Consider the following 13,886-nt stretch of genomic DNA (forward strand, 5'->3'; position numbering starts at 1 on the left):
TGGTGGGCAGATCTGTTGGCCATGAGTGGGCAGTTTTCATGGCCATCAGCGGGCATTTTCCGTGGCCGCCAGTGGGCAGTTCTTCATGGCCCTTGACAGCCTGACCGACTAGCCGCGACGGAGGACTCGTTGAACGCTCTGACGGGTGACGAATCGCGCCTGTATGAGCCCCTTCTGGCTCTGTTGCCTGTCGACGGGCTGTCCATCTCCACGTTCGGCCACATTCTCGCCGCTGAAACAATTTCCGCGAGCGACGCGCAATCGTTCCGGCTCGACGAGCTGCAATTCGATCTTGGTGAGGGCCCGTGCTGGGACGCGCTGGAGACTGCGGCGCCAGTCCTGGAGCCGGACATCCGTGAACGGCCCAACCACGTGTGGCCGGCCTTTTCGGAAGCAATCATCGCCGAAGATTTCGGTGCGCTCTTTGCTTTTCCATTGATGCTGGGCCCGCTGCGCATCGGGGCGATCGACCTGTACACGAACCACCCGTTTCGCCTCGGTGAGCAAGACATCCGGCACATCGAGATCCTCGCAACCGTGGTGAGCCGGATGGTTCTCTCTCGAGCTCTCCGGCTGTCCGAAAGTGACCTCGTGGGTGAGGCCGACACGGCCACCCGGCGGGCATTCTCTCGTCGGGAGATCCATCAGGCCACGGGCATGGTCCTGGCGCAGCTGGGCATTCCCGCCACGGATGCCTTCCTCGTGATCCAGGGACATGCGTTCGCCGCCGGACGATCCATGCTCGACATTTCAGCCGAGATCATCGACCGTCGATTGAGCTTTGCCGTGAACGAAAAGCAGATCGAAGGGTCTCATGATTGACAGCACCCGCGAGGATCGCTTGATCGACACGTTCGCGACCCTCGCCGACACCCTCGTGGCCGACTATGACGTGGTCGATCTTCTGCAGACGCTGGTCGAGAGTTGCGCGGATCTCTTCGACATCTCGGCGGCGGGCATCCTCCTGGCGGATGCCGACGGCGAGTTGGAGGTGATCGCCTCGACCAGTGAGGCGAGCAGGCTCGTCGAAGTCATGCAATTGAGTGCCCGTGCGGGCCCCTGCGTGGAATCCTTCACGACAGGCTCTGTCGTATCGCTGCCGGACGTTGAGGACAGCCCTCCCGAGTGGCAACGTTTTCGGGACAGCGCCCGGGAACAGGGATTCGCTGCCGTCTTCGCCATACCACTGCGGTTGCGCGAGACCACGATCGGTGCACTCAACCTGCTGTCCAGCGTTCCCGGAGCCTTGCCGCCCCGGGACGTTCGAGCCGCACAGGCGCTAGCCGACGTGGCCACGATTGGAATCCTGCAGGAACGCACGCTTCGGGAAAGCATGTCCGTTCGCGAACAGCTCACCAACGCACTGACGTCCCGAGTGGTGATCGAACAGGCCAAAGGCGTGCTTGCGCACTCTCGCGGCATCTCCATGGAGGAAGCGTTCATCCTGCTGCGGACGTACGCCCGAACCAACCGCTTGCTGTTGTCGAGAGTGGCCCAAGGTCTCGTTGACCAGACCCTTGTGATCTGAGGCCTCCGGCCCGAGTTCGCCTCGGTGGCTCGCGCGCGGTGAGGGGCCGGACGCATATCGCCTGAAGGGGTCCAGGCGATGCTGTGCTCCTGGTTGGCGAGCCGAACCCGATGCGTGTCGCTCGGAAGACAATCGAGCGGGATCCGGATCGCGTTGGGTCAGGACACTTTGCCGGGACCGTCAAGGCCGACGGTGCAGGGCGAACCCGGTTCCGGAGCGGTTGTGGCCCCGCGGTACTGGGCAATGAATGCCGCGAGCCGGGGGTCGGAAGGGTCGCTGATGTCGAGCTGCGCGCCCCATGCCGATGCGACGATCGACGACGGGAGACCGGAGAACGGAGAGAGGATCGCGTATGTGGAGGGGATCACCTTGCGCAGCGCTGCGAGTTGATCACCCGTCACCGTTGACGCGTCGTAGGCGACCCAGACGGCGCCGTGCTCGAGAGAGTGCACCGCATTCTCATTGGGGACGTTCTCGGAATACACGCCACAGTTCAGGAGAGTGACGGAGTGGTCTCCGCCCACCGGTGGCAGCGCGTCGTATTTCACGGTCCCGGTGACGTGCTCGGATGTCTGGTTCGGAAAGGTCTGCACGCCGTCAACGGACGTCGGTGCCGCGCCGTTCATCGAATGCCGTGGCGTGTGGACGGAGGGCGGCGACTTCGGCGCGCAGGCGGGCGAGTTCCTGTTCTTCGGGACCGTCGGCTGTTTTGCCGCGGCCGCGTCCGCGCATCATGAACCACATCATCAGGCCCATGCCGACGGGGCAGATCAGGGCGGGGAGGATGTACAGGAATTGCTGCATGTCAGGATCCTTCTGGTTGGGTTGATTGGGTGGTTTTGACCATGGTGGTGAATTTCCGCCGGAGGGCGCGGGTCGACAGACGCCCGTGCGCGATCAGCCGGCCGTCGGCGACAAGCCCGGGGGTGAAGGCCAGGCGCTGCTCACGGGCGATCGCGCGGCCGGTGTCGCTGTTCACGTCGACCTCGTCGATCTGGAGGGCGAATTCGGCGGACAATTCGGCAAGTACTCTCTTTCCCGCGATACAGGAGGGGCAGTCGCCTTGAGTGAGCAGGGTCAGGGTGATCATGACGTCGTATCGGTCTTCAGGTCGAGGAGAAGCTGGTCGACGGGCACGAACATGGTGTACTTCGGAGCCCCGCCGTAGTCGGCGCGCCATGTGATGGTGCCGTCGGGACCCACGAGGATGAAGCTGTGGCCATCGGTGCTGGTGCCCATCATGCCGAATTCGTTGGCGTGGTACTTTTTCGAAGTGACCAGGTCGGGGTCGGACAGGACCGGGGTTTTCAGGCCCATGTCGGTGGTTTTCCGAGCGATTTGCTGGGCCGGGTCGGTTGTGATGGACACGACGGCGTCGATTCCCGCGGCCTGGAGCTTCGCGGCGTCCGTTTCCAGGCTGGTGATCTGCGTCCAGCATGGTTCGCAGGCCAGGCCTTCCTGAAAGAAGAGCAGCACATTCTTGCCGGAGTAGTCGGCCAGGGACACCTGGCCGCCGGAGTTGTCGGCGAGCGTGAAGCCTGGTGCGACCTGACCGATGCCGGGGGTTCCGACGTCGTACGACGACTGCGTCGTCGTACCGGCGGCTGCCGTCTTCGGGGCGTTGGCGCTGGCGAAGACGCCGTATAGCCCGGCGAGGACGATGCCGGCGATCAGCAGCCCGGTGATCCAGCCGAACCAGCCGGGGCGGCGGGACCGGATGCTCGGTGCTTGTTGCGTGTCTTGATGGGCGGAACTCATTTGGTGGTGTCCTGTCCTGTGTGTGCGGGGGTTTCGAGGGCTGCATCACTGCAGCAGCTGGATTCAGAGTCGGCGGACTGAGCCGGCCCGTCGGGTGTTGCCCGGGTTGGTTCCGGGGGCTTCGGCTCGGCGTGGCGGGTGGCGCGCCACACGAAATAGCCGCCGGAGGCAACCAGCACGATCGCCACGGCCCAGCCGGGAAGCCAGGCGAGGGCCTTGGTCGCGACGGAGACACTGTGTTGGAGGTCGGCGCCGAACTGGGCGAGCCAGCCGCCTGAGGTCATGCCGGGTCCGACGGCGGCCTGGATATAGGTGAGGATGGCCATCACGATGAGTAGGACGGCGGAGGCGGCACTGCCGACGGCGAGGCGGCGGCGGTACCGGCCCAGGTGCAGGGTGATCTGGCGTCCCTGAAGCCACTTGCTTGAGCCCCAGTCCCTGCGGTCCCAGACCAGCGCCAGGACGGCGAGGGGGGCGACCATTCCGGCCACATACGTGAGGCCAACGGCCAGGGCGGCGGGGAACGAAGCCGTTGCGCCGGAGAGGACCGCTACGCCGATCAGTACCGGAGCGCAGCATGAGCTGGCCGCGCCGGAGAACACTCCGAGTCCGTAGACCGAGGCAAGGCCGTGACCGGCGGGAACGCGGCGGGCGAGCATCGGAAGCTGCAGCTTCCAGCCGAACAGCATTGCGATTCCTCCGATCAGCATTGCCGTGGCGGCGATCGTGAAGACGATCGCGTGCTGGCCGGAGATCAGGCCGATCAGGGCCGTTGCTCCCAAACCGATCGGCACGATGATGGTCGCGACCCCGGCAGCGAAGACCAAGGTCGCTCCCACGATGCCGGAACGCCGACGCATGCCCGACGCCAAGTAGGCGGGCAACATCACCGACACGCAACAGGGCGCGAGCAGGGCAACCAGGCCGCCCAGGAAGGCGGCGAGCAGAGTGCCGCCGAACAGTAGATTTTCCATATATTCGTCGCCTTCACTCGGGCCGCGTCCTGCGCGGACATTCACCTATCCTCCTAAGGAGATTAGGTGATGGTGATGCAGTTGTCTAGCTGGCGTGCCGAAGCTGAAAGTCAGCTGGAGAAGCGACCCTCGTCCATGCTGTCGACGGCACACGGGGCATGCGCGGCGGGCGCAGGCGCAGGCGCGCTGCCGGAAGAAGAAAGGGACGCCGACAGGCTGGTTTCCGGCTCGGCGGGGCACAACGCGTGGTCCGCGCTCGTCACGGCCGGCCAGCCGAGGGCGAGTCCGGGCGCGACCAGCAGCAGCGCGATCGCGGCCGCTGCAACGCACGCGGGGACGCGACCCACAGACTGGCGTGGAGGGAGGAGTCGGCGGACGCGGGCCGCAGCCCCGGTTCCAGTGGCTCCGAGTGCGACGGCCGGCACTGCATGCGGCGGCACGGCTACGACGGCCAGGAGCGCCGCCGCGACCGTGAGCCGGTGAGTTCGTGCGGCAGCGACATCGTCGGCACGAAGTTCAACCAGGCGAGCCGTCTCCCGCGCAGCCAGCCGGAAAGGCGGGAGCCCGTGAAAGGCCTGCGACAGTGCCACGGAGAATGCCAGGGCGAGGTCATGCCGTTCAGTGAGGTGTGCGCGCTCATGGGCCAAAACCGCGATGAGCTCCTCGTCCGTCAAAGCGTGAAGCGCGGCCGTGGTGGCTACAGTGCGCCGGTGGATTCCCGGCATGCAGTAAACCGCCGCTTCCGTGGAATCGAGGATGACGATATCGCGATCGAAATCCGGGCGACCAACCATGTCCAGAACTCGACGATGTGCATTGCGCTCCCGTGACATCCGGGCGCCCGTTGATGCCAGGCCCCAGAAGCAGCGAGTGATGACGGCGCCGGCCAGCAGCGCCCCACCAATACCGACGGCGGCACCGGCCGGCGTCGAATACTGCTGTTGCAGCGCCATTGCACAAGCCTGGAGGTCGTCGATGATGCCCTGTCCGCCCAGGCCGGCGATGGGAATCGCGAAGGACAGGCCGGCGAGGGCCAGCGAGCCCACGACCGCGACCGTCAGGGCCTGCCAGGACGCGATAGCGAGCCGAGGCGCGCGATCGACCCAGTTCGCGCGCAACAGGAGCCGGGGGGCGGCAAGGGAGAGCGCTATCGCGTACACGGTCAGGATGATTGCGACAGTCATGACTCCGGCTCGTTGTCCTGCGCGGCGGAAAGCAAACGGCGGAGTTCGGCTGCTTCGTCGTCGGGCATTTCGTCGACGAAGCCCACGAGTGCTGCCGCCCGATCGTCGGCGAAGGACAGCGCCTCGCGGATGAGTCCGGACACATAATCGTCCCGGGTGGCCGCGGGACCATAGCGGAATGCGCGGCCGTCCCGTTCCTTGCTGAGCCAGCCCTTGCGATTGAGGATCTCGGTGACCGTCTGCACGGTGTTGTAGGCGAGCCCGCGATCGAGCCTGTCGAGGATTTCCCGCACCAGGAGCGGGTTCTCGGCCTGCCAGACCTCGTTCATGATCGCGTTTTCCAGATCACCGAACTTTGCCATCGTCGAGCCCTTTCGAAAATTGGTGTCCCTCGCGAACCGACCGGAAATGGGAGTTCACGTCAATCGTAGTCACCTAAGTTGATTAGGCGGCCAGGGGCCGCGGAGTGCCATGAACGCTCCGCGGCCTGTCAGGGGGTCGGCTACATGGTGGCCAGGATGTCCTGCATTTGTCTGATCTGCGCCGTCTGGTCGGCAATGATCTTCGTGGCCAATGCCTGTGCTTCCGGGTTCTGCCCGTCCTCGAGCTCGACGTCGGCCATGTCGATCGCGCCCTGGTGGTGCTGGATCATCTGCTGGAGGAACAGCTTGTCCGAGGCCGGGCCGGTCGCAGCGTCGAGCGCGGCCATGTCCCCATCGGTCATGGAACCTGAACTCATGTCCATTCCGGGCATGTTGGTGGCGGTCGCACCCCAGGCTGTGACCCAGGAGCTCATCATCGTGATCTCCGGCCCCTGGGCCGCCTTGATCTGCTCGGCGAGAGCGGTGACGCGTGGATCGACCCCGGTCTTGTCGAGCATGGTCTGGGCCATGGTGATCGCCTGCTGGTGGTGGTCGACCATCGGCATGGCGAACGAGACGTCGGCATCGTTGAACACCGCTGTCGATGCGGCGGGGGCGGAGGATGCGGATGCACTGGCGCCGCCGGCCGTGGTGGCACCGGCCGAACAGGCGGACAGGGCGATGGCTGCGGCTAGCGCGGTGGCGGTCAGGAGGGGAATGCGTAGGGAAATCAAGGGGAGTCCAATCTGTCAAACAAGGGTCGTGATTGTCGTCTGCGGAAGAAGATCCGGAGACGGCGAGCGTGCTCGCGGATGCAGCGAGACACGGAAATTGCTGGAATGGGGAGAGTCCGCCGCACCAGGTGGAGGCTCACAGCCGGTTGTTGATCAGACGCGGCCAATCGACAGGGCCGTCAGCGAGGGCGGTCGTTGTGGAGGGAGGCGAAGCGGGAAAGTGGGTGCTGCGCGCACGGAGGAGCGGTCGGCAACGAGGGCAATTGCGTGCTGGGCTGCAGGATTGGGGGAGTGCGCGATGAGTCCGGCGGCACACGCGGACCCTGTCATGAGGCAATCGGTGGCACACATGCCGAGACAAGTCGACGGCAGGTGCGACGTTCCAGATGCAGATGCCATGGAAATCGAGGCGGACGGTAGTTCGAAGTCCGACCCCCCTGCGCTGAGGACTGACATGTTCGAATGTGCGTCAGACATAGCGTGGGAATGCGGTGAGGCTTCGGATTCTGCCGCCATCCCTGCATGCATCGCTACCAATCCGAAAACGATGGCCGCAACCGAGAGGATTCCGAGGAGCGAAAGGCGCAGTTGCGCGGCGGCTGTGAACGCGCGCCTGCACGGCTGAGCTTCCACCATGGCGTCCCCTTCCTTCCCGTGCCGTCCGGAGGCGGCAATGCTCACACTGTAGTCAACGGATGCTCCGCGCGGTCTGAGAGGGCCCACCTGATTCCACGAAGAGACAGCCAGATGTCACCAAGGGTCTCATACCTATGGGGGGTATAGGCTGATGATGTAGGCACCGAGAGACACGGTGTCGAGCACCAGCAATTTCCTCGAGAGAATCGTTCATATGAGCCCATCGGCCGAGACCAGGATCATGCATGCGCATGCGGCAGCCACGACCACGACGAGGCAAGACGGCATGGGGCACGGCGGCGGCCATGGCACCATGACGATGAGCAGCATGATCCGGGATATGCGCAACCGGTTCCTGGTGGCCGCGATCCTGTCCGTTCCGATCACGCTTTTATCGCCGATCGGCCGGGAGGTCATTGGGTTCACTTTTCAGGCACCGTTCGGGCTCCGTGACGACATAGCAGCGCTGATCCTTTCACTTCCGGTGATCTTCTACTCCGCATGGATCTTCTTCGACGGCGCCTACCGGGCGCTGCGGGCGAGAACGCTCGACATGATGGTGCTTGTGGCCGTCGGCGTCGGATCGGGCTGGCTCTACAGCGTCGTGGTCACCCTGACCGGCGGCGGCGACGTCTTCTACGAGGCCGCCACTGTCCTGGCCAGTTTTGTACTGCTGGGGCACTGGGTCGAAATGCGGGCACGGGGCGGCGCCAATGACGCCGTCCGCACCCTGCTCGAGCTGGCCCCCGCGCAGGCCTTCGTGATCCGCGAGGGCGAACCCGTTGAAATTCCCACCGCGGACATTGTTCCGGGCGACCTGATGCTCGTGCGCCCGGGATCCAAGGTCCCCACCGACGGCGTTGTCGAGTCCGGTGATTCCGATATCGATGAATCCATGGTCACCGGGGAGAGTCTTCCCGTGGCCAAGACGGCCGGCTCCACGGTGATCGGCGCCACCGTGAACACCACGGGCACCCTCCGGGTCCGGGCGACGAAGGTGGGCGCGGACACCGCACTCGCCCAGATCGTCGCGCTCGTGCAGGAGGCCCAGAATTCCAAGGCTCCCGGCCAGCGCCTGGCCGACCGGGCGGCGTTCTGGCTCGTGCTGGTCGCCCTGATCGGCGGAATCGCCACCCTCCTTGTCTGGCTGATCTCGGGCGCAACCGGTCCCACGGCCATGCTGTTCGCGATCACCGTGGTCGTCATCACGTGCCCGGACGCGCTCGGGCTGGCGACCCCGACGGCGATCATGGTCGGGACCGGACTTGGCGCCAGGCGCGGCGTCTTGTTCAAGACTGCGACCGCGCTGGAAACGGCCGCACGGATCGACACCGTGGTGATGGACAAGACCGGCACCCTCACCCAGGGCAAGCCGGAAGTGACCGACTTCGTCGCGATCGGAATCGACGAAGACGACCTGCTGGCACTCGCTGCCGCCGTGGAGCGCGAGTCGGAGCATCCGCTCGCCGCTGCGGTGGTCAGCTACGCTGCGGGACGGGGTGTGACCGTGAGCGACGCCATCGACTTCGAGAACGTACCCGGTCACGGGGCCGGGGCGACCGTGAGCGGGCGCCGCGTGCTTGTCGGCAACCGCAAGCTGATGACCGCGCAAGGCGTTGATATCGAACCAGTCAAGGACCAACGAGATGCGCTGGCGTCAACAGGACGCACCGCGGTCCTGCTGGCCGTGGACGGCAAGGCGACCGGCGTCGTTGCGCTGGCGGATGCCGTGGGCCCGACCGCTGCGGCAGCCGTCGCCGCCCTGCATGACGCCGGGATCCAGGTCGTCATGCTCACCGGAGACAACGAAGCCACCGCCGCACGCATCGCCTCCCAGCTCGGGATCGATACCGTGATTGCCGAGGTGTTGCCCGAAGACAAGTCCGCGAAGATCACCGAACTTCAGGCCGCCGGCAAACGCGTTGCCATGGTTGGCGACGGAGTCAATGACGCCCCGGCGCTGGCGCAGGCCGACCTGGGGATCGCGATCGGTGCCGGCACCGACGTCGCCATTGAGACGGCGGATGTCGTGTTGATGCGGTCCGATCCGTTGGACGTCCCCGTCGCGCTGCGGATCGGGAAGGGAACCGTTCGGAAGATGCGGCAGAACCTCGGCTGGGCGATCGGATACAACGCCATCGCCCTGCCGATCGCGGCTGGCGTCTTCTTCCCCGCATTCGGAATCCGGCTCAGCCCCGAGATCGCGGCGATCTCGATGTCCGGCTCCAGCGTGATCGTCGCCTTCAACGCGCTGATGCTCAAGCGCCTACGCCTGCCGCGGCCTGCAGGGAATCCCTGAGGATGAACCATCCCATCACCAGGACTTGGCTCCAACCATGAGGCCGGATAGCCGGACAACATCCCAACGCTCGCCTTCCAGCAAGTAAGCCCCCGAGTCAATCCTCCATACAGTCTCCACACGCTCGCCAACGGTCCTGCATACGGGGCGCGCAGAGTGGACACCCTCAACGAAATCGTCAGAGGAGAAGCAAAATGCGCATGAACGCACTCGTCGTAACGGCGATCGCTGGAGCTGTCGCGACAATCGTCGGTCTGACTGGGCTGTCCGTCGGTGTCGTCACCGCCACGAACGGGAGCGCGCCAGTCTTTGGTAACTCGGCCGGATCGTCGTGCGTGCAGCCGCCACTAGCGGGATCCATTGTGAATGTGTCGCTGCGGAGCATGGGCGGACCCATGATGGGCAACAACTCGAGGATGGGCGCTGACAACGGGATGACGGGTAAGAGTACGGGGAATCGAACGATGCCACGCGGGACCATGAGTCTCAGCATCGATCGATCCCGTGTCGGCTCAGGAGTCGTTTCCTTCCTGGCCACTAATGAGGGCAGCATCCGCCACGAACTGGTCATCCTTCCGCTGACGGATTCGCAGGTCGCGGGCAGCAGGCCGACCTCCAGCGAAAACAAAGTCGACGAGACCGCGAGTCTCGGCGAGGCCTCCGCAACGTGCAACGCCGGTGAAGGCTCCGGAATCGCTCCCGGGAGCGCCGGCTGGGTGACGCTCAACCTGGCGCCGGGACGATACGAGATCGTCTGCAACCTGCCAGGCCACTATGCCGCGGGGATGCACCAGGAGCTGATCGTGTCCTGACTCGACGAACACGCGAATTCTTGAGCTATCGAAACAGAACAGAGCAAGGGAGAAAAATATGATGTGGGGAAACGGGTCTTACATGGCGTGGGGATGGCCCTTCGGGTTGTTGGTCGTCGTCGGCATCGTGCTGTTGGCCATTTGGGCGGTCCGATCCTTTGGCGGTTCGGTACAGCACCACGATCAGCGGGCGGCAACGTCGCGCGATGAAGGGGCCGTGCAGCCGAGCAAGGCTCGCCAGATTCTGGACGAGCGCTTCGCAGCCGGCGATCTGAGCGCCGATCAATATCGAGAACAGCTGAAAGTGCTTGGCATTCCATCGTCCGGTGCCGACGGCGGCGATGGAAAGCGCTAGACAAGGATCAGGAATCTTAGGGACCGTTCGTCATCTGACAAATCATTGATGCAATCTGATACCCCCCCGGGGTATACTGGTACTTCCGTTTCATCAATGAAGGAGAAACCCATGTGTAGTCCCGTCCGCTGCGACCGTTGCAACAAGATCACCTGGGCTGGATGCGGCGAGCATGTGGCCAGCGTGATGGCCGATGTTCCGCCCGCCCAACGCTGCACCTGCAACTAACCAGCACTGTCCCGTCTTCGCGAGGGGTTTCGAACGAGTGTTGACGAGCAGGGAGGCACTCATCGCCTCCGCACTCAGGCTTCAGAGCGAGACACATCAGCGACTGGTTGCCGTCTCCGGTGGCCAGTCGCTCTGCACTCTTTCGCGCGGCGCTGACCGCTTGCAGAGCCTGAAGTATTTCGAAGGAATGGCTGCGGCCCTTGCCGAGGTGCGTCGGGCAATCCGTCTCCTTTCGGATTCTCCCGACGAGGATACCCACGAGGCGCTTCGCGACATCCGCGATCGATGGGCCACCCAGTCCGGTGCGCCGGGTCGCACCGGTTGGGCGTGGGCGGACTACCTTGCCGGCGGGGTCGACGCGGTAGAGCGCCTGCTCGCCGAGTATCCCTAGCTACCGCACGGAAGGCGCGGTTGCCCCGCCGACGCGACCCGCGCATCTGGTGACAGTCAGTCGTGATGTTTGGCGAGTCGGTACATCGTCCAGTTCAGGCCGAGGAAGCGGATGAACTGCAGGACGGGGTTGCTTCGTCGTCGCAATTCGCCCGTCCCGGGCAGCGGCGCTGCATCGATTCGTGCCTGTGCGTCGTCCACGCTGATCTCCCTTGGTCGGTCAAGCAGGTTATTCGGGGATGAGGTACCAAAGCGGGTAGGCCTTGGCCTTGTAGATGAACAGGGTGTGCAGCATCCGTTTTACCCAGTGGGCGGCGAGCCCGATGTCTCCGGTTGTCTCCTTTGGATCTCGGCCGGCCGTGTTCGGGTGCCGGGAGTAGTCCGGCACGATGGGCGACATCGACATGGCCGCCGCGGTGCCGGTGAGCATTCCCGTTCCCGTCGAGGCGATGCAGGCGGCCGCCATATCGCCCATCGACGCCGTGTGGGTCGGCTCGGGGGAGCCGTTCAGGACCATGTCGGAAATGGTCATTGCCACGGCCTTGCCCATGGAGCCTGAGGGCATGCCTGTTCGTGGCGGGGCGGGTGCGACCAGTACGCCGTCGGGGGTCGCATAGGGGCGGGAAATCGCGTGCGGCGGGGCAAACGCGATCCCGATGTCGAACACGTTGCGGTGCAGCGGGTTCTGGTATGTCTTGGGCCAGTCTTGCGCCGTCCACTGGTCGAATGGTTTGGCTTCGTAGTTCGCGTCTACCCGCATGAACCCGCTGGGAGCGAAGATCGAACCCGTGATGTCGGATCCATCCCTGTCGAAGGCCTCAAGGCCCACGCCACGGAACGGTGGGAGAAGCATGGCGAAATCGAACGGCTGGGTGTTCTCCGTACCGTCGATCTGCCGGTAGTGGATGAGGCCGGGTTCGATCTCGGTGACCGCGGCCTGGGTGATCGCCTTCATCGCCCGTTCGCGGAAGAGCGACTCCATCCAGGCCTCGCTCGTGATCCTGCGGTCGCCCTGGCTGAAGGTCATTCCGCCGACGCCGAAATCGCCCAGCTCATGCTCGTTGGTCAGGTAGATGACCTCTGCGCGTTCCCGGACCCCTGCCGCGCGGAGCTCATGTTCGACATTGAAGGCATACTCGAACGCCGCGCCCTCGCAGGTGCAGGTCCCGTGGCCCACTCCGATCACCAGGACTTGCCGGCGACCGGTCTTCAACGTTTCGATGACCGCAGTCAGGCGTTTGGCCGCCTCGACGGCGTGGCTGGGCGTGCAGACCGACACGGTGTGACCGGCGTCCGGGCCGAGGCCCGGGGTCGCCTCGAAGTTCAGGCGGGGGCCCGTCGCATTGATGAGGTAGTCGTAACGGATGCGTTCGGTCTGGCCGGCCCGCTTCGGGTCCGTGTACACCACATCCACGGCTCCGCGGGGACTGTCGGCATCCCCGTCCGGTCGCAGTGCGACGGCCCGGGCCTGGCGGAAGACGATTCTCTTCCGCCGGTAGATCGGCGCGAGCGGGAACACCACCTTGTCGGGGCGCATCTTGCCGACGCCGACCCAGATGTTCGAGGGGATCCAGTTCCAGTTCGAGTTCGGTGACACCACGACCACCTCGTGCTTCCTGCCCAGTCTCCGCTTGAGGAACAGCGCAGCGGTGTGGCCGGAAACCCCGGCTCCCAGAATGACGACTCGTGCCATGTCAGACCTCTCAATCCCAGCCTCGATGCTGTTGTTCTGAACCATACTCCTATACCTAAGGGGGTATCGCTTATACCTGATGGGGTATTGCTTTCGCGCTGTCGGTTCATCGCAGGAAGGGAAGAGGGGTGCCCACGGTCTGTGGACGCCCCTCCACCGTCTGTTCGTGTCAGCCACCGAAGGCGGACAGGTGGTGCTGCGAGGCGGTGAGCAGGTGCTCGTAAACGGCCAGAACGTCGGGAGCGGTGACTCCGGCCGAAGCCGCCGTCAGGTCGGCGATGTCGGTCGTCTCGACCGTGCGGGCCGTTTCCCTGGCCGCGTCCAGGCTCGCCGAGCCCTGGGCAAGCAGGGTGTCGTAGAGCTTCTGGCTGGCGTCGGTCGGGAACATACCGACCTCGAGGCCGATGGTCGGGTCGGTGATGCTGTAGCGCTCCAGAAGAGTGCGAACGGCATCCAGGTGCATCGTCTCAGACCGGGCGATCCGGCTGAAGACCGCCGCGTCGTACTTCTCGGCGAAGGCGACATACAGGTCATGGGCGACCTTCTCCTCGGCCGCCATCGCAGTGAGGCTGGCCTTCTGCTCATCGGTCATCGTGCCGCTTGCCACGTCGGCGAGGCCGGCGGCCATGCCCACACCCTTGCTGGCGTCGCCCTGCATGCCGGCACGGTTTCCTGCGCCCATGCCTGCGCCCATCTCGGAGGCGGAGCCCATGCCGTCGCCCATGCGGTTCATGTGCTCAGTCTGGGCGTATGGCTGGCTGCTGGATGCTGTTGGTCCGGTACCCTGCGGATCCCCGCCGCGGTTCATGGCGGCGATGCTCGGTGTGGCGATGAGGGCGGTGATGACGACTCCGCTGGCGATCGCCGTGGTGATGATGATTCCCTTGCGCATGATGTGCTCCTTCAGATTGTGGGTTGTTGCTACCTACAAAC

Annotated in this window: 17 protein-coding genes; 6 read left to right on the forward strand and 11 right to left on the reverse strand. The window is 64.8% G+C overall.

Features of this window, described 5'->3' with window-relative positions; all coding sequences use genetic code 11:
* Positions 1 to 129: 129 nt before the first annotated feature.
* Both E3O50_RS13045 and E3O50_RS13050 read left to right on the forward strand, forming a co-directional pair.
* Positions 130 to 822: a GAF and ANTAR domain-containing protein gene (locus E3O50_RS13045; RefSeq protein ID WP_134560796.1), complete on the forward strand. Its 693-nt coding sequence runs from the start codon at positions 130 to 132 to the stop codon at positions 820 to 822.
* Positions 815 to 1,528 carry a GAF and ANTAR domain-containing protein gene (locus E3O50_RS13050; protein WP_134447439.1) on the forward strand — a complete coding sequence of 238 codons (714 nt, stop codon included), beginning with the start codon at positions 815 to 817 and terminating at the stop codon, positions 1,526 to 1,528. Before E3O50_RS13045 ends, E3O50_RS13050 begins: the two co-directional genes overlap by 8 nt.
* Before the next feature lie 158 nt (positions 1,529 to 1,686).
* Here E3O50_RS13050 and E3O50_RS13055 read toward each other — a convergent pair whose 3' ends face one another.
* From E3O50_RS13055 to E3O50_RS13090, 8 genes are all read right to left on the reverse strand, one after another.
* Positions 1,687 to 2,121 carry a DUF3105 domain-containing protein gene (locus tag E3O50_RS13055; RefSeq protein ID WP_166790718.1) on the reverse strand — a complete coding sequence of 145 codons (435 nt, stop codon included), beginning with the start codon at positions 2,119 to 2,121 and terminating at the stop codon, positions 1,687 to 1,689.
* Positions 2,122 to 2,125: 4 nt separating this feature from the next.
* Positions 2,126 to 2,332: a hypothetical protein gene (locus E3O50_RS13060; protein ID WP_134560794.1), complete on the reverse strand. Its 207-nt coding sequence runs from the start codon at positions 2,330 to 2,332 to the stop codon at positions 2,126 to 2,128.
* A gap of 1 nt (position 2,333) precedes the next feature.
* Positions 2,334 to 2,618, reverse strand: coding sequence for a thioredoxin family protein (locus E3O50_RS13065; RefSeq protein ID WP_134560793.1), 285 nt, complete (start codon positions 2,616 to 2,618; stop codon positions 2,334 to 2,336).
* Complete coding sequence (locus E3O50_RS13070; RefSeq protein WP_134560792.1) at positions 2,615 to 3,286, reverse strand: peroxiredoxin family protein; 672 nt, start codon at positions 3,284 to 3,286, stop codon at positions 2,615 to 2,617. Before E3O50_RS13070 ends, E3O50_RS13065 begins: the two co-directional genes overlap by 4 nt.
* Positions 3,283 to 4,260 carry a cytochrome c biogenesis CcdA family protein gene (locus E3O50_RS13075; RefSeq protein WP_134560791.1) on the reverse strand — a complete coding sequence of 326 codons (978 nt, stop codon included), beginning with the start codon at positions 4,258 to 4,260 and terminating at the stop codon, positions 3,283 to 3,285. Before E3O50_RS13075 ends, E3O50_RS13070 begins: the two co-directional genes overlap by 4 nt.
* 110 nt (positions 4,261 to 4,370) lie before the next feature.
* Positions 4,371 to 5,444: a M56 family metallopeptidase gene (locus E3O50_RS13080; protein WP_134560790.1), complete on the reverse strand. Its 1,074-nt coding sequence runs from the start codon at positions 5,442 to 5,444 to the stop codon at positions 4,371 to 4,373.
* A complete protein-coding gene (locus tag E3O50_RS13085; protein WP_134447452.1) occupies positions 5,441 to 5,806 on the reverse strand; it encodes a BlaI/MecI/CopY family transcriptional regulator in 366 nt (121 codons plus the stop codon). The genes E3O50_RS13080 and E3O50_RS13085 overlap by 4 nt, the downstream gene beginning before the upstream one ends.
* 140 nt (positions 5,807 to 5,946) lie before the next feature.
* Entirely contained in the window at positions 5,947 to 6,540 is a 594-nt protein-coding gene (locus E3O50_RS13090; RefSeq protein WP_347233272.1) for a DUF305 domain-containing protein, read from the reverse strand.
* A gap of 850 nt (positions 6,541 to 7,390) precedes the next feature.
* Between E3O50_RS13090 and E3O50_RS13095 the strand changes: the two genes are divergently transcribed.
* From E3O50_RS13095 to E3O50_RS13110, 4 genes are all read left to right on the forward strand, one after another.
* Entirely contained in the window at positions 7,391 to 9,475 is a 2,085-nt protein-coding gene (locus E3O50_RS13095; RefSeq protein WP_134560789.1) for a copper-translocating P-type ATPase, read from the forward strand.
* A 479-nt stretch (positions 9,476 to 9,954) separates the two neighbouring features.
* On the forward strand, positions 9,955 to 10,287 hold the full coding sequence (locus E3O50_RS19690) for a sulfocyanin-like copper-binding protein (RefSeq protein ID WP_241975538.1): 333 nt from the start codon (positions 9,955 to 9,957) through the stop codon (positions 10,285 to 10,287).
* 58 nt (positions 10,288 to 10,345) lie between these two features.
* Positions 10,346 to 10,642, forward strand: a complete 297-nt coding sequence (locus E3O50_RS13105; protein WP_134447456.1) for an SHOCT domain-containing protein — start codon at positions 10,346 to 10,348, stop codon at positions 10,640 to 10,642.
* A 415-nt stretch (positions 10,643 to 11,057) separates the two neighbouring features.
* Positions 11,058 to 11,261 carry a hypothetical protein gene (locus tag E3O50_RS13110; protein ID WP_134560788.1) on the forward strand — a complete coding sequence of 68 codons (204 nt, stop codon included), beginning with the start codon at positions 11,058 to 11,060 and terminating at the stop codon, positions 11,259 to 11,261.
* Between the two features lie 56 nt (positions 11,262 to 11,317).
* Here E3O50_RS13110 and E3O50_RS19185 read toward each other — a convergent pair whose 3' ends face one another.
* The 3 genes from E3O50_RS19185 to E3O50_RS13120 all read right to left on the reverse strand — a co-directional run bounded on the left by E3O50_RS19185 (position 11,318) and on the right by E3O50_RS13120 (position 13,845).
* Positions 11,318 to 11,461 (reverse strand): hypothetical protein, encoded by a 144-nt coding sequence (locus tag E3O50_RS19185; protein WP_166787303.1) that lies wholly within the window; start codon positions 11,459 to 11,461, stop codon positions 11,318 to 11,320.
* 28 nt (positions 11,462 to 11,489) lie between these two features.
* Positions 11,490 to 12,953 (reverse strand): FAD/NAD(P)-binding oxidoreductase, encoded by a 1,464-nt coding sequence (locus E3O50_RS13115; protein WP_134560787.1) that lies wholly within the window; start codon positions 12,951 to 12,953, stop codon positions 11,490 to 11,492.
* A 169-nt stretch (positions 12,954 to 13,122) separates the two neighbouring features.
* Positions 13,123 to 13,845 (reverse strand): DUF2202 domain-containing protein, encoded by a 723-nt coding sequence (locus tag E3O50_RS13120; RefSeq protein WP_134447461.1) that lies wholly within the window; start codon positions 13,843 to 13,845, stop codon positions 13,123 to 13,125.
* Positions 13,846 to 13,886: the final 41 nt, after the last annotated feature.

It is taken from the genome of Cryobacterium sp. MDB1-18-1 (assembly GCF_004402735.1).
Taxonomy (GTDB): domain Bacteria; phylum Actinomycetota; class Actinomycetes; order Actinomycetales; family Microbacteriaceae; genus Cryobacterium; species Cryobacterium glucosi.

Coding starts and splice junctions, on each gene's coding strand:
- E3O50_RS13065 (WP_134560793.1), bottom strand. CDS start 2,618: ATGATCACCCTGACCCTGCTCACTCAAGGCGACTGCCCCTCCTGTATC.
- E3O50_RS13085 (WP_134447452.1), bottom strand. CDS start 5,806: ATGGCAAAGTTCGGTGATCTGGAAAACGCGATCATGAACGAGGTCTGG.
- E3O50_RS13120 (WP_134447461.1), bottom strand. CDS start 13,845: ATGCGCAAGGGAATCATCATCACCACGGCGATCGCCAGCGGAGTCGTC.
- E3O50_RS13095 (WP_134560789.1), top strand. CDS start 7,391: ATGAGCCCATCGGCCGAGACCAGGATCATGCATGCGCATGCGGCAGCC.
- E3O50_RS13050 (WP_134447439.1), top strand. CDS start 815: ATGATTGACAGCACCCGCGAGGATCGCTTGATCGACACGTTCGCGACC.
- E3O50_RS13115 (WP_134560787.1), bottom strand. CDS start 12,953: ATGGCACGAGTCGTCATTCTGGGAGCCGGGGTTTCCGGCCACACCGCT.
- E3O50_RS13110 (WP_134560788.1), top strand. CDS start 11,058: ATGGCTGCGGCCCTTGCCGAGGTGCGTCGGGCAATCCGTCTCCTTTCG.
- E3O50_RS13080 (WP_134560790.1), bottom strand. CDS start 5,444: ATGACTGTCGCAATCATCCTGACCGTGTACGCGATAGCGCTCTCCCTT.
- E3O50_RS19690 (WP_241975538.1), top strand. CDS start 9,955: ATGAGTCTCAGCATCGATCGATCCCGTGTCGGCTCAGGAGTCGTTTCC.
- E3O50_RS13075 (WP_134560791.1), bottom strand. CDS start 4,260: ATGGAAAATCTACTGTTCGGCGGCACTCTGCTCGCCGCCTTCCTGGGC.
- E3O50_RS13070 (WP_134560792.1), bottom strand. CDS start 3,286: ATGAGTTCCGCCCATCAAGACACGCAACAAGCACCGAGCATCCGGTCC.
- E3O50_RS13105 (WP_134447456.1), top strand. CDS start 10,346: ATGATGTGGGGAAACGGGTCTTACATGGCGTGGGGATGGCCCTTCGGG.
- E3O50_RS13060 (WP_134560794.1), bottom strand. CDS start 2,332: ATGCAGCAATTCCTGTACATCCTCCCCGCCCTGATCTGCCCCGTCGGC.